Below are 14,261 nucleotides of genomic sequence, written 5' to 3'. Positions count from 1 at the left end.
GCCTCCTCGGTGTGCTCCCCTCGAACTTACCGCCTACGACCGGGCCGTCTGCAGATGTGCCGCTGCGATCGCCTCGAGGTGGCTCAGGTCCGACGCCACCGTCGCGAACGTGTAGCCCTGAGCCAGTCGCTTCTTCGCCGACTCGCCGTCGAACGTGTGGATGCCGGCCGCGATCCCCGCGTCGCGGGCGGTCCGCGCGATCAACTCGACCGCCTCCTCGAACGGACCGTCCACCTCAGGATCGCCCGGGAACCGCGCCCCGAGCGCGAGGCTGAGGTCCGACGGCCCGACGTACACGCCGTCCAGACCGGGCGTCGCACAGATCTCGGCCACGTTCTGCAACCCCGCTGAGGTCTCGATCATCGCCAGTACGACGGTCGCGGCGTTGCTGTCGGCCGGCACCGGCCCGATCCGCAACGAGGCCCGCATCGGCCCGTACGAGCGCGCCCCGTCCGGCGGGTACTTCGCCGCCCGCACCGCCCGCGCCACGTCCTCGGCAGTGTCGACCAACGGCACGATCACCCCGGTCGCTCCCGCATCCAACGCCCGCCCGATCGGCGTCGGATCGTTCGCCTCCACCCGCACCAGCCCCACCGACGCGCGCGGCCCGAGCGCCGCCCCCGCGTCGATCGCGAGCAACCCGGTCACCAGCCCCTGATACCCGATCAACCCGTGCTGCCCGTCCAGCACCACGTAGTCGTACCCAAGTCGCCCGATCCGCTCAGCCACCGGCGGCGAGTCCAGCGTCATCCAGTACCCGACCAACGTCTCCCGACCCCGAACCCGCTGCGCAAAATTCACGGTCCGACCCTAACTACACCGGCGGGACGCCGTGGCGGCGGTGGGAGAAGGTTCGGTCCTTGGACTGGGCGGCGGCGAGGCGGGCGATCAGGTCGGTGCGGAGGTTCTCGGGTTCGACGATGGCGTCGATGACCAGGTCGGCGGCGAGGCGGAGGATGTCGATGTCGGTCTCGTACTCCTCGCGCAGCTTGGCGACGTACTCGACGCGTTCGGTCTCGTCGGCGATCTCCTGGATCTTGTTGTAGTACACGGCGTTGATCGCCGCCTCCGGACCCATCACCGCGATCTTCGCCGTCGGCAGTGCGATACACGCGTCCGGCGAGAAGCCAGGACCGCACATCGCGTACAGCCCGGCGCCGTACGCCTTCCGGACGATCACCGAGACCGTCGGTACGGTCGCCTCGGACACGGCGGTGATCATCTTCGCGCCGTGCCGGATGATCCCGGCCCGTTCGACCTCGCTGCCGATCATGAAGCCCGGAACGTCGCACAGGTACACCAGCGGCACGTTGAACGCGTCGCACAGCCAGATGAACCGGGCAGCCTTGTCGGCGGAGTCGACGAACAGTACGCCGCCCTTCACCGCCGGCTGGTTCGCGACGATCCCGACCACCTGGCCCGCGAGCAGCCCGAACCCGGTCACCAGCTCCGGCGCGTACGCCGGCTTGATCTCGAAGAACGTGTCCGCGTCCACGACCGCGTCGATCACGTCGTGGATGTCGAACCCGATGCTCTCCTCGGCCGGCACCAGGTCCCGGGTGAAGTCACGGCCGGCGTCCGAGGCGTCGTACGACGGCGGCCGCGAACGCCACGAACCCGGCAGGTAGGAGAAGTACTGCTTGGCGAGCTCGATCGCCTCGGTGTCGTCGGACGCGAGCAGGTCGCCACAGCCGGAGACGCTGGTGTGCATCCGGGCACCGCCCATCTCCTCCAGCGTCACCTTCTCGCCGACGACCATCTCCGCCATCCGGGGCGAACCCAGATACATCGAGGCGTTGCCGTCGACCATGATCACGATGTCGCAGAACGCCGGGATGTACGCGCCACCCGCCGCGGACGGCCCGAACAGGCAGCAGATCTGCGGGACCTTGCCGGACAGCGCGACCTGGTTGTGGAAGATCCGCCCGGCGCCGCGGCGGCCCGGGAACAGCTCGACCTGGTCGGTGATCCGGGCACCGGCGGAGTCGATCAGCCAGAAGATCGGCAGCTCGTCGCGGAGCGCGACCTCGGTGACGCGGACGATCTTCTCGACCGTACGGGCACCCCAGGAGCCGGCCTTCACCGTCGGGTCGTTGGCGACCAGCAGCGCCGGCCGGCCGTCGACGAGCGCGCGGCCGGTGACGACACCGTCCGCGGGCAGGCCCGGGTTCAGCGCGTTCGCGAGCTGCGCGTCCTCGACGAAGCTGCCCTCGTCGACGAGCAGCGCGATCCGGTCCCGGACGTACAACTTGTTCTGACTGTCCAGCTTCGCCTTGGCCTTCTCCGGCGGGGAGAGCGTGGCCTCGCGGGCGACCTTGACCTCGGTCCAGTGATCGTGGGTCATGACCACATCATTCCACCGGGAGCCCGAGGCCTCGCGCGATCAGCATCCGCTGCACCTCCGACGTACCCTCGCCGATCTCCAGGATCTTCGCGTCGCGGTAGAACCGGGTGACCGGGTACTCCTCCATGAAGCCGTACCCGCCGAACACCTGCGTCGCGATCCGGGTCGCCGTGACCGCGGACTCGGTCGCGTACAGCTTCGCGACCGCGGCGGCCTGCTTGAACTCCTGCATCGGAGCCCCGGCGTCCTTCAGCGCGGCGGCTTTATAGACCAGCAGCTCCGCGGCGTCGGCCATCACCTTCAGGTCGGCGATCTGGAACGCGACGCCCTGCTTGCGGCCGATCGGTACGCCGAACGTCTGCCGCTCGCCGGCGTACTGGGTGGACATCTCCAGGCAGGCCCGGATACAGCCGAGCGCGACCGCGCCGATCGCCACCCGCCCGTCGTCAAGCGTCGCGAGGAACTGGCCGAATCCCTTGCCGCGCTGTCCGAGCAGGTTCGCCTCCGGGACGCGGCAGTTCGCGAACGACAGCGGATGCGTGTCGGAGGCGTGCCAGCCGAGTTTGTCGTACGCCGCTTCCGCGACGAATCCGGGCGTACCGCTCGGGACGATGATCGTGGAGATCTCAGGCTTGCCATCCGCGCGCTCACCGGTGCGGGCGGTGACGGTGACGACCGACGTGATCGACGAGCCGGAGTTGGTGATGAACTGCTTCGAGCCGTCGATCACCCACTCGCCGTTGTCCAGCACCGCGCGGGTCTTGGTCGCGCCCGCGTCCGACCCGGACTCCGGTTCGGTCAGGCCGAAGCCGGCCAGCTTGTTGCCCGCGACCAGGTCGGGCAGCCAGGTGGCCTTCTGCTCGTCGGTACCGAACGTCAGGATCGGGTTGATGCCGAGCCCGACAGCCGCCTCGAGCGTGATCCCCATCGACTGGTCGACGCGGGAGATCTCCTCGATCGCCACGCACAGGCTGGTGAAGTCGCCGCCGGCACCGCCGTACTCCTCCGGCGCGGTCAGCCCGAACAGCCCGAGCCGCCCCATCTTCTGCACGACCTCGACCGGGAAGTAGTGCTTGCGGTCCCACTCGGCCGCGTGCGGCGCGATCTCCGCCTCGGCAAAGTCGCGAACGCTACGCCGGAACTCCTGATGCTCCGCGGACAACTCGTACATGCGGCACTCCCTCGTGCTTGACGCTTACGTAAACGTAAAGCACGCTGGGTGGCATGCACAATAGCCGGGTGCCCGAGACCTGGTCGATCGCGGAACTCGCCGCCGAGTACGACGTCACCCTGCGCACGATCCGCTTCTACGAGGACCGCGGCCTGCTCACCCCCGAACGCCGCGGCACCACTCGCGTCTACCACCCCCGCGACCGCATCCGCCTGGCCCTCATCCTGCGCGGTAAACGCCTCGGCTTCTCCCTCGACGAGATCGCCAAGATCGTCGACATGTACGACGCCGAACCCGGCGAGGAAGGCCAGCTCGTCTACCTCCTCAACCAGATCACCCACCGCCGCGCCGAACTCGAACAACGCCGCCAAGACATAGAACAAACCCTCCAAGACCTCTCCGAAGTAGAAGCCCGCTGCCGCACCGACCTGCGAGCCCTCCGCAACCGCTGACGCGAGCGGTCGGGAAAGAATTCGTCACTTACTGACGAATAGTTTCCCGGCTAGGACTCCAGGATCTGTTTCGCGCGGTCGAGGGCGGCTACTTCGGAGTTCATCGACTGCTGGACGGGCTTCGACATCAGGAGTTTCTTCAGGCCGGTCAGTTCGGCGGAGAGTTTGAAGGTGACGTCGGTTCCTTCGTCGACCGCGGCGAACCGGTAGTCGCCGACCGGTCGTACCGGCCCCGCGGTGACCTCGAAGGCCAGGTGGGTGTCGGGTTCGTACGCCGTCACGCGGTAGTCGGACGGGATCGCCCGCCCGGCCGGTCCGGCGATGCGTTGCCGGTACGTCGCACCCGGGCCGATCGGGCCGCTGCGGCTGATCTCCTTCACCGCGGGCCGCCACTTCGGGTCGTTCTCGCCGTCCGCGAAGAACGCGAACACGTCGGCGGCCGGACGACGGATCCGGACCGTACGTACAGCTTCAGGCATCGTGCCCTCACCAGCCGCTAGGTGGTCTTGCGGCGCCCGACCAGCCAGTAGGCGACCGGTGCCGCGCCGACCGAGTTGAACAACGTCAGGAACACGGCCCACACGGGCTTCGGCCCCCGTACCTGGTCCGCGGGTCGCCGGGCGAGGTCCGCGAGCGCGATCGCCTTCAGCACACTCTCAACCACCGCCCCGAACACCACCAACCGCCGGCTCCGCGGACTCAGCTCGTCCCACTTCTTCCCGCTCACACCCCCACGATGCTCCCCGCGCCGTCCCACAGGCAAGCACCGGCCTCGGCCCGCGCGGCGTCGTACCGGCGGAGGGCGAGGGTGGCCAGGCGGGGGTCGGGGGCCAGGGGTGGGGTGACGCGGTGCGGGCCGGCATGGCGGTGGACGAGGGTGTTGAAGAAACCGGGGGCCAGGAGGTACGTCGCGATCGCGAGGCGGCCGCCGGTCCGTGCGATCACGGCGGGGAGGCGGTCGCCGGAGCCGGAGATGTAGCCGACGTGAACCGGGCGGTCAATCCGGCGGGAAAGCAGGGTGGCTGTGATTTCGCAGTCGGTCAGGGCGCGGGGGTCGGAGGAGCCGGCCGCGGCCAGGACCACCTGGTCGACGTCCGAGAGATCGCCGAGGCGGTCGGCGAGGATTTCGACCAGTACGGGGTCGGGTCCGAGGGCAGCGGCGGCGTGGACGCGGCCGGGGTAGCGGCGGGCCTCGGCGGCTACGTCGACGTACACGTGGTAGCCCGAGCTGAGCAGGAGCGGTACGACGACCGCCTCGGCCGCGTCCGTGGTGATCCGCCGGACGAGCGACGGCAGCGCCGGGGTCAGGAGATCGACGAAGCCGAGCGAGATCGGGAGATCCGGGCGTTGGGACGCCATCTGGCGGACCAGGTCGTGCAGGACCGTGATGCCGGCCGCGTCGGCCGTGCCGTGCGCGACCGCGACAAGGTCGGGGGCGGGCCCGGGGGCGGTGGGCGAGCGGCGAAGCGGGTCGGTCATGTTGGGACCCCGGCGGGCTCGACAGCCAACCGATAACCGCGACGTACGACGGTGCGGACGAGTTCGGGGCGGCCTACCGCGGTGCGGAGGCGGTTGACCGTGACCTCGACGGCGTGGACGTCCTCTGCTCCGGGGAGTACCGCGAGGAGTTCGGGGCGCGAGACCACGTCGCCGCCGGCTGCCACCAAAGCGGCGAGGACCGCGCGGGGTCCAGGGCCCAACGGCAGTACGACGCCGTCGAGCACAGCGGCGCCGCCACGGATCACCAACTGTCCGAACGCCGTCTCGATCGACCGCGCGTTGTCGTCGGTGAGCCGGTCCGTGACGATCCGGATCAACGCCCCCAGCCGGTACCGATCCGGCACCAGCGGCTCCAACCCCAACGCCACAAAGGGTCCCGCGGTCACCGGGCCGACGCACGCGTTCAGCGCCCGCCCGGTCCGCAAGGCCGCCACCAACTCGTCGTACTGCCCGGCCAGCGCCGCCGCGTCGAGCATCGCCTGCGCGCCGGGCGCCGACGTGTGCACGACGGCGTCGACCATCCCGCCGCAGACCTGCGAGATCATCCGCTCCACCACCACCGGATCCGGCGCCGGCCCCCACCGGTACACCTCCAGCCCACGCACCGAAGCACCCGCGGACCGCAACGCGTCCTGCAGCGAAGGATCCGACAACCCGTGCAGCTGGACGACGATCTTCCGGCCGTCGACGCCCTGGTCCCGCAACCACTCGACGACCTCGGCCGTCGTCTCGGACCGCGCCGACCAGTGCTCGACCAGCCCGGCCGCCCGGATCGCGCCGCGCGCCTTCGGCCCGCGGGCCAGGATCCGCGACTGCTCCAACGTACCGAGCAGCTCGGCCGCGAGCCCCGCGGTGTCGGCCGCCTCGATCCACCCGCGGAACCCGACCGCGGTCGTCACCACGACGTCGTCCGGCGGGTTCGCGATCACCCGCCGGGTCGCCTCGATCAGGGCGTGGTCGTCGGCGACCGGCACGATCTGCAGCGTCGGCGCGTGCAGCACCTTCGCGCCGCGCCGCTCGAACGACGCCACCAGGTCCTCCGCGCGCCGGTGCGCGGAGATCGCGATCGTGCAGCCGCTGAGCGGCCCGTTCCTAGTGCTCACCCGAGCCCACCACGACCTGACCGTCCAGCACCGTCACCGGGTACACCGGCAACGACACCGACGGATCGTCCAGGCACACCCCGGTGCGCAGGTCGAAGACCTGTTTGAACATCGGCGACGCGACCGTCGGTACGTCGCCGCGGCTGCCGACGATGCCGCGCGACATCACGTTCGCCCCGCTGTACGGGTCCTGGTTGCCGATGGCAAACACTTCGCCGGCGTGGGTACGGAACAACGCGATCTGCGCGTCCCCGAGCAGCGCGGCGACCCCGCGCTCCGGCAACAGGACGTCGAACGCACACACCGCCGTCGAACCAACAGCCGCGATACTCATCGGCGTACCTCCAATCGGGGGCCGGCCAGCAGTACCGGCTCGAGCTGCCCGCGTTCGGCCGGGGTGGCCGGGCGCGGCTGGTTCCGCTCGACCACGTACCGCAGGTCGGCGTCGGGCTGGTCCGGTGCGTTCACGAACGACACGAACCGGGCCAGCTTGTCGGGATCGTCGAGCGTCGCCTTCCACTCGTCGACGTACGCGTCGACGTGCTGCGCCATCGCAGCATCCAGGTCGGCGGCGATCCCGAGGCTGTCGTTCAGTACGACGTCGCGTACCTGCTCCAGCCCGATCTCCCGCATCCACACCGACGTACGCTGCAACCGGTCGCCGGTGCGGACGTAGTACATGAGGAACCGGTCGATCGCCTGGAACAGCTGCTCGTCGGTCAGATCGGAAGCGAGCAGTTCGGCGTGCCGCGGCGTCATCCCGCCGTTGCCGCCGACGTACAGGTTCCAGCCTTTCTCGGTCGCGATCACGCCGACGTCCTTGCCGCGCGCCTCGGCACACTCGCGGGCGCAGCCGGAGACGCCGAGCTTGAGCTTGTGCGGCGACCGCAGCCCTCGGTACCGCAGCTCCAGCGCGATCGCCATCCCGACCGAGTCCTGCACGCCGTACCGGCACCAGGTCGACCCGACGCAGGACTTCACCGTCCGCAACGCCTTGCCGTACGCGTGTCCCGACTCGAACCCGGCGTCGACCAGCCGCTTCCAGATCGCCGGCAGTTGCTCGATCCGCGCGCCGAACAGGTCGACCCGCTGCCCGCCGGTGATCTTCGTGTACAACCCGAAGTCGCGCGCCACCTCGCCGATCGTGATCAGCCCTTCCGGGGTGATCTCGCCACCAGGGATCCGCGGCACGACGGAGTACGTACCGTCCTTCTGCATGTTCGCCATCACGTGGTCGTTGGTGTCCTGCAGCGTCGCGCGCTCGCCGTCCAGGACGTGCCCGGCCGGGTCGATGCTGGCCAGGATCGACGCCACCACGGGCTTGCAGATGTCGCAGCCGCGGCCGGTGCCGTGCCGTTCGACGATCTCGCTGAAGGTCCGCAGTTCGGTGATCCGGACCACGTCGAACAGCTCGGCGCGGGACAGCGCGAAGTGTTCGCAGAGCGCCTTGCTGACCTCGACGCCAGCCTTCGTCAGCTCGCTGTTCATCAGGTTCTTGACGATCGGCAGGCAGGAACCGCAGGACGTACCGGCCTTGGTACGCCCGCAGACCGACTTGATGTCGGTGCAGCCCTCGTCGCGTACGGCGCACCGGATCGTGCCGGCCGATACGTTGTTGCACGAACACACCGGCGCGTCGTCGGGCAGTTCGAGCTGGACCGGCCCGGCGCCTTCGGGCAGCAGGAACGCGGCCGGGTCGGCGCCCAGTTCGCGGCCGACCATCGGGCGCAGACCGGAGTACGCCGACGCATCGCCGACCAGGATGCCGCCGAGCAGCGTCCGGGCGTCGTCGGACAGTACGAGCTTCTTGTACACACCGGCCACCGGGTCGGCGTACACGATGTCCAGCGCACCTTCCGTCGTACCGAAGGCGTCACCGAAGCTCGCGACGTCGACGCCGAGCAGCTTCAGCTTCGTCGACGTGTCGGCGCCCGGGAAGGTCGCCTCGCCGCCGAGCAGGCGGTCCGCGACGATCTCGGCCATCGTGTAGCCGGGCGCGATCAGGCCCCACACCCGGCCCTCGATACACGCGACCTCGCCGATCGCCCAGACACCAGGTACGGACGTACGGCACGCCTCGTCGACCACGACACCGCCGCGTTCGCCGATCTCCAAACCAGCCGCACGTCCCAGCTCGTCGCGGGGACGCACACCGGTAGCAAACACCACCACGTCGGCCGGCAGATCGGGGCCGTCGGCAACGGCCATCGCGCGGGCCGCGCCCTGCGAGGTGAGCTTCACCCGCTGGCACGCGGTCTCGGTCAGTACGTCGACGTCGAGGCCCTCGATCAACCGCGACAGCGCCGCGCCGCCGCCTTCGTCGACCTGCAACGGCATCAGCCGCGGCGCGAACTCGACGACCTTGGTCGCGGCACCCAACGCGCGCAGCGCGCCGGCCGCCTCCAGGCCGAGCAGACCACCGCCGACGACCACACCACTGACCTGCCGGCCCTCGCTCTTCAGGCGCTCCACGTAGACCCGCAGCGCGGCGACGTCGTCGATCGTGCGGTAGACGAAGCAGCCCTGCGCGTCGTTGTTCTTCACCGGCGGGACGAACGCGGCGGAACCGGTCGCGAGGACGAGTTCGTCGTACTCGACCAGTTCACCGCGGGCCGTCGTGACGGTCTTGGCGGTGGTGTCGATCGCGGTGATCCGCACGCCCTTGCGGAGGTTGACCGCCGGGTCGTCCCACAGCTCCGGGTCGCCGAGCGAGAGGTCGTGCGGGTCGCGGCCGGAGAAGTAGCTGGTCAGCGCTACCCGGTCGTACGGGAGCCGCGGCTCCTCGGCGTACACGGTGATCCGGTAGTCGACGTTCGTGTCGCGCTGCCGGAGCGCCTCGACCAGCCGGTGGGCGACCATACCCCCGCCGACCACCACCACGTGCTTGGCCTTGTTCAGCTCTGCCATCGTCGCCCTCCTGCTCGGGACTGGTTCGGTCTCGCCGCGCCGGAAGCGGTCGAGCAGTTCGCCGACGGCGCCGGTGCAACTCCCGCACCCGGTCGTCGCCCGCGTCGTGGCGGCGATGCCGGCGACACTGTCGGCACCCCCACGCCAGGCCGCCTCGATCGCGACCCGGGTCACTCCGTTGCACCGACAGACCGTCGGCACCCTCTTCTGCTGCTGAGGTACGTCGGTTGCCCCCAGCAACCCATCCGCCACGACCGGCGTTCCTCGATCCGCCAGCAGCACCAGTTCCGCCGCAACCTCCGGCGCACCCACCGCCACCGCGGCCCGGACGACGCCGTCCCGCAGAACAGCCCGCACGTACCGTTTGTCGTCTTCGAGCCGGACAACGGCCCCGTCCTCGTCCTTGTCCCCGAGAACCAGCACGTCCAGCCCACCCGCAGTAACCCGTACAACCTCGTAATCAGGCACCTCGACCGGCTGTCCGGTCAGGTGCTGCGCGAGCGCCTCGGCCTGCAACCACGCCGACTCGACGGTGCCCCCGACCCGCCCGTCCACCTCGGCGCAGTCCCCGATCGCATGCACGGTGGGGTCATCGGGACTCGTGAAGGTCCGATCGACGACGATCCCCGTACGCACGGTCAGCCCGGTCGCAAGCTCGGTCCGCGGCCGCACACCGCACGCCACCACGACAAGATCGCCGTCGGCGCGCTCGTACGTGCTGTTGAGCAGCACCTCGACACCGAGCCGCCGTACCGCCCGAGTCACCCGGCGACCGGCCGACGCGCGAACGGTCTTGTCGAGCAGCGTCGCACCGTCGTGGACGAGGGTGACTGCGACACCGCGTTCGCGCAGGGCACAGGCCGTCTCGACGCCCAGCACGCCACCGCCGAGTACGACGGCCCGACGGGCAGCGCCAGCTGCCGCAACGACCGCGCGCGCGTCATCCACCGACCTGAGCCGCAGCCCGCGCTCGGCGCCGACGGGTACCACCGGTGCGGCACCGGTCGCGAACACCAGGTGGTCGTACGCGTACTCACGCCCCGCGCTGTCCACGACGACCCGGCGCGTGCGATCCACGCCAGTCACCCGCGCCACCGGTTCGTTGCCAACAGCAACCTCGGCCCGGCCGGCGACATACTCGGTCAAGCGGCTCCGGTTGTACGCCGGCTCGTCACCCAGCACCGTCACGTCGACCGCAGGCAACAGCTCCGCCAGCCGGCGCCCGGCCATCCCGCCGCCGATGATCACGACCTTCATGCCGGCACCCCCGTCGCGCCCAGCTCCGCCGCCGTGACCTCGACCGCGCACGCCTTGAACTCGGGCATCCGCGACACCGGGTCGAGCGCGTCGTTGGTCAGCTCGTTGACCGCTTCCGCGCCGCCGAAGTGGAACGGCACGAAGACGGTGTCCGGCCGTACGTCCGGCGTGATCCGGGCCGGCAGCACCATCGAACCGCGCGCCGTCCGCAACCGCATCGGACGCCCGTCGCCGATCCCCAGCTGCGCCGCCACCCGCGGATGCACCTCCGCGTAGACCTCCGGCTCGGCCTCGGCCAGCTCCGGCACCCGCCGCGTCTGCGCGCCGCTCTGGTAGTGCTGGAGCAACCGCCCGGTCACCAGGTACATCGGCGCCGCCCCGTTGAGGTCGTCCGCCACCGGCCGGTGATCGACCGGTACGACGTGCGCGCGGCCGTCCGCGGTCGGAAACCCGTCGGCGAACAGCCGCGGCGTCCCCGGATGCCCGTCCTGCGGCACCGGCCAGAACAACTCCTCGCCGGCGTCGAGCCGATCCCAGGTGATTCCCGAGTAGTCGGCCCTGCCGCCCGCGCTCGCCCGGCGCAGCTCGTCGAAAACCTCGGCCGGATCGGTCGAGAACCCTGGTACACCGAGCCTTTCGGCGATCCCCGCGAACACCGCGAGATCGCTCCGCACCTCCCCCGGCGCAGCCACCGCCGCCCGCCGCCGCAGCACCCGGCCCTCGAGCGACGTCATCGTCCCGTCCTCCTCAGCCCACTGAGTAACGGGAAACACGACATCCGCCAACAACGCAGTCTCGGACGGCACCACATCCGCAACCACCAACAGTTCCAGAGAAGCCAGCCGATCCCGCACCGAGGAAAGATTCGGCGCCGACACGAGCAGATTGCTCCCATGCACGAACAGCGCCTTGGGCCCACCCGCCGTACCGAGCGAGTCGATCAACTCAACAGCACTCTTACCGGCGCGCGGCAAGTCCTCCGCCCGCACACCCCAGACGTTCGCAACGTACGTACGCGCTGCTGGGTCCTCAATGCTCCGATAACCCGGTAGCTGATCCGCCTTCTGCCCGTGCTCCCGCCCGCCCTGCCCGTTCCCCTGCCCGGTAATACACCCGTACCCACTGCCCATCCGCCCAGGAAGCCCGAGCGCCAGCGCGAGATTGATGCACGCGGTCACGGTGTCCGTGCCCTTACTGTGCTGCTCCGCGCCACGCCCGGTGAGGATGTACGCGCCCGATCCACCATGCACCGGAGCAGCCGCGGCCAGCACCCGCGCGGCCTGGCGGATCGTCGCGGCGGGTACACCAGTTACCCGTTCCGCGCGCTCCGGCCACCACGAGGCAGTCGAACGAATCAGCAAGTCGGGGTCGTCGACCCGATCGCCGAGGAACGCGTTGTCCGCAAGGCCTTCCTGCAGTACTACGTGGGTCAACGCGAGGAGCAGGGCCAGGTCTGTGCCGGGGGTTGGTTGTAGGTGGAGGCCCTTGCCCTCGTCGGTGAGGCCCGCGGTGGCCGAGTGGCGCGGGTCGACGACCAGAAGTCCACCCGCGTCTCGTGCGCCCTGCAGATGCGCCACCGCCGGCGGCATCGTCTCCGCGAGGTTGCTGCCCACCAGCAGTACGGCGCCCGCGCCGCCCAGATCGGCCAGCGGAAAGGGCAGCCCACGGTCGATCCCGAACGCCCGGTTCGTCGCGGCGGCCGCCGACGACATGCAGAACCGTCCGTTGTAGTCCACGTTCGCCGTCCGCAGCGCGACCCGCGCGAACTTCCCCAACGCGTACGCCTTCTCGTTGGTCAGACCACCGCCGCCGAACACCGCGACCGAGTCCCGGCCGTGTGCGGCCTGCAGCGCGGTGATCCGCGACGCGACGAAGTCCAGTGCAGCGTCCCAGCTCGTCTCCTCCAGCTCGCCCGCGGCGTTGCGGACGAGCGGCACGGTGAGCCGGTCCGGCACCGTGAGTACGTCGGGAGCCGTCCAGCCCTTACGGCACAAGCCGCCCCGATTCGTCGGGAAGTCCCGAGGCTGCACCTCCACCGCACCCGGTCGCGAGACCGGGTGCAGCGTGGTGGCGCACTGCAGAGCGCAGTACGGACAATGCGTCGCGATAGCTGTCACACGCGCTCCCGGCTGAGCGGGCCACCCTTGCGCAGGTAGCAGAAGTACGTCACCGCGAGGCAGAGCACATAGAACCCGCAGAACACGTAGAGCGCCGGGATCAGCGAACCGAAGTGGCTGGTCGACATCGCGAAGCCGCGCGGTACCAGGAAACCGCCGTACGCGCCGACCGCGGACGCGATACCGATGCAGGCCGCCGCCTCCCGCCGGGCCCGACCCGGGTCGTCCGCAGTGGTGAGCCGGAAGACGGCCGGGATCATCCGGTACGTCGATCCGTTCGCGATGCCGGAGGCCACGAACAGGACCAGGAAGCTCATCAGGAACGCCGCGAAGCTTTCCGCCTTGAGCGCGAAGATCGCGGAGACGATTCCGAGTCCCATCACCACGAACGAGCAGACGGTGACCCACGCGCCGCCCACCCGGTCGGCCAGCTTGCCGCCGAACGGCCGCGACACCGACCCGACCAGCGCGCCGAGGAACGCGTAGTGCGCGGGGACGACGCCCGGGAACGTGGTCTTGATCAGCAGCGGGAACGCCGCCCCGAACCCGATGAACGACCCGAACGTACCGATGTAGAGGAACGAGATCACCCACGTGTGCGGGCGCTTCGCCGCGGCGATCGAGGTCCGGAACGAGGAGTTCGCGACCGACAGGTTCGCCATCGCCTTCCAGGCCCAGAACGCGGCCAGCACGATCAGCGGCAGCCACATCAGGCCGGACCGGTTCAGCGTCAGGCCGGCACCGGCGACGATCACGATCGGCACCAGGAGCTGCACGACGGCGACGCCGAGGTTCCCGCCGGCCGCGTTCACGCCGAGTGCGAAACCCTTCTCCTTCTCCGGGTAGAAGAAGGAGATGTTCGTCATGCTGCTGGCGAAGTTCCCGCCGCCGACACCCGCGGTCGCCGCGACCAGCGCCATCAGCCAGAACGGCGTGTCCGGCTGCGTCATGAAGTACGACAGCCCGGCCGTCGGGATCAGCAGCAGCAGCGCGGAGAACGTGGTCCAGTTCCGCCCGCCGAACCGCGGTACGGCGAACGTGTACGGCAGCCGCAGCGTCGCGCCGACCAGGCTCGGCAGCGCGACCAGCCAGAACAGCTGGTCCGTGCTGTAGGTGAAGCCGGCCTTCGGCATCGACACCACGACGATGCTCCACAGCTGCCACACCGAGAAGCCGAGGAACTCGGCGAAGATCGAGGGCCACAGGTTCCGGCGCGCGACCGCGCGGCCCTTCCCGGCCCAGAACGTGGTGTCCTCGGGATCCCAGACATCGATCCAGCGCCCGCGCCGCGGGGCCTCGACCGTGCCGACCGCGCCACTGCCTTCGCGGGTGGCGACAGCCGCTTGTCCTGCCTCGAGCGTCATCGCAAGTCTCCGATCATCCGACCTCATCGATTAGGCCTGGACGTTA

12 protein-coding genes are annotated in these 14,261 nt (G+C 70.0%); 1 reads left to right on the top strand and 11 read right to left on the bottom strand.

Going from position 1 to position 14,261, the window contains the following annotated elements:
• Positions 1 to 33: 33 nt before the first annotated feature.
• From ACFYRU_RS27070 to ACFYRU_RS27060, 3 genes are read right to left on the bottom strand one after another with little or no spacing between them, the layout of a single operon-like run.
• Entirely contained in the window at positions 34 to 801 is a 768-nt protein-coding gene (locus ACFYRU_RS27070) for an HpcH/HpaI aldolase/citrate lyase family protein (RefSeq protein ID WP_387663400.1), read from the bottom strand.
• Positions 802 to 814: 13 nt separating this feature from the next.
• Positions 815 to 2,344 (bottom strand): acyl-CoA carboxylase subunit beta, encoded by a 1,530-nt coding sequence (locus tag ACFYRU_RS27065; RefSeq protein ID WP_387663398.1) that lies wholly within the window; start codon positions 2,342 to 2,344, stop codon positions 815 to 817.
• A 7-nt stretch (positions 2,345 to 2,351) separates the two neighbouring features.
• On the bottom strand, positions 2,352 to 3,515 hold the full coding sequence (locus ACFYRU_RS27060) for an acyl-CoA dehydrogenase family protein (RefSeq protein WP_387663396.1): 1,164 nt from the start codon (positions 3,513 to 3,515) through the stop codon (positions 2,352 to 2,354).
• A 68-nt stretch (positions 3,516 to 3,583) separates the two neighbouring features.
• Here ACFYRU_RS27060 and ACFYRU_RS27055 point away from each other — a divergent pair, with 68 nt between their 5' ends.
• Positions 3,584 to 3,967: a MerR family DNA-binding transcriptional regulator gene (locus ACFYRU_RS27055; RefSeq protein ID WP_387663394.1), complete on the top strand. Its 384-nt coding sequence runs from the start codon at positions 3,584 to 3,586 to the stop codon at positions 3,965 to 3,967.
• Between the two features lie 50 nt (positions 3,968 to 4,017).
• Here the strand turns inward: ACFYRU_RS27055 and ACFYRU_RS27050 are convergent, their stop codons facing one another.
• The 8 genes from ACFYRU_RS27050 to ACFYRU_RS27015 are packed head-to-tail and all read right to left on the bottom strand — an operon-like array spanning position 4,018 to position 14,215.
• Positions 4,018 to 4,446, bottom strand: coding sequence for an SRPBCC family protein (locus ACFYRU_RS27050; RefSeq protein ID WP_387663393.1), 429 nt, complete (start codon positions 4,444 to 4,446; stop codon positions 4,018 to 4,020).
• A 17-nt stretch (positions 4,447 to 4,463) separates the two neighbouring features.
• The gene (locus ACFYRU_RS27045; RefSeq protein WP_387663391.1) at positions 4,464 to 4,694 is read right to left on the bottom strand and encodes a DUF5652 family protein; all 231 of its coding nucleotides are present in this window, start codon (positions 4,692 to 4,694) and stop codon (positions 4,464 to 4,466) included.
• Positions 4,691 to 5,446, bottom strand: coding sequence for a sirohydrochlorin chelatase (locus ACFYRU_RS27040; protein WP_387663389.1), 756 nt, complete (start codon positions 5,444 to 5,446; stop codon positions 4,691 to 4,693). Before ACFYRU_RS27040 ends, ACFYRU_RS27045 begins: the two co-directional genes overlap by 4 nt.
• Positions 5,443 to 6,570: a uroporphyrinogen-III synthase gene (locus tag ACFYRU_RS27035; protein WP_387663387.1), complete on the bottom strand. Its 1,128-nt coding sequence runs from the start codon at positions 6,568 to 6,570 to the stop codon at positions 5,443 to 5,445. The genes ACFYRU_RS27040 and ACFYRU_RS27035 overlap by 4 nt, the downstream gene beginning before the upstream one ends.
• Positions 6,560 to 6,904 carry a nitrite reductase small subunit NirD gene (gene nirD, locus ACFYRU_RS27030; protein WP_387663385.1) on the bottom strand — a complete coding sequence of 115 codons (345 nt, stop codon included), beginning with the start codon at positions 6,902 to 6,904 and terminating at the stop codon, positions 6,560 to 6,562. Before nirD ends, ACFYRU_RS27035 begins: the two co-directional genes overlap by 11 nt.
• A complete protein-coding gene (gene nirB, locus ACFYRU_RS27025; protein ID WP_387663383.1) occupies positions 6,901 to 10,734 on the bottom strand; it encodes a nitrite reductase large subunit NirB in 3,834 nt (1,277 codons plus the stop codon). Before nirB ends, nirD begins: the two co-directional genes overlap by 4 nt.
• Entirely contained in the window at positions 10,731 to 12,851 is a 2,121-nt protein-coding gene (locus ACFYRU_RS27020; protein WP_387663381.1) for a molybdopterin oxidoreductase family protein, read from the bottom strand. The genes nirB and ACFYRU_RS27020 overlap by 4 nt, the downstream gene beginning before the upstream one ends.
• On the bottom strand, positions 12,848 to 14,215 hold the full coding sequence (locus ACFYRU_RS27015; protein ID WP_387663379.1) for an MFS transporter: 1,368 nt from the start codon (positions 14,213 to 14,215) through the stop codon (positions 12,848 to 12,850). Before ACFYRU_RS27015 ends, ACFYRU_RS27020 begins: the two co-directional genes overlap by 4 nt.
• Positions 14,216 to 14,261 lie beyond the last annotated feature (46 nt).

The sequence above is a fragment of the Kribbella sp. NPDC004536 genome, from assembly GCF_042873835.1.
Lineage (GTDB): Bacteria > Actinomycetota > Actinomycetes > Propionibacteriales > Kribbellaceae > Kribbella.
The sequence above is the reverse complement of the archived record's forward strand: the minus strand, read 5'-3'. Positions and strand labels throughout refer to the sequence as shown.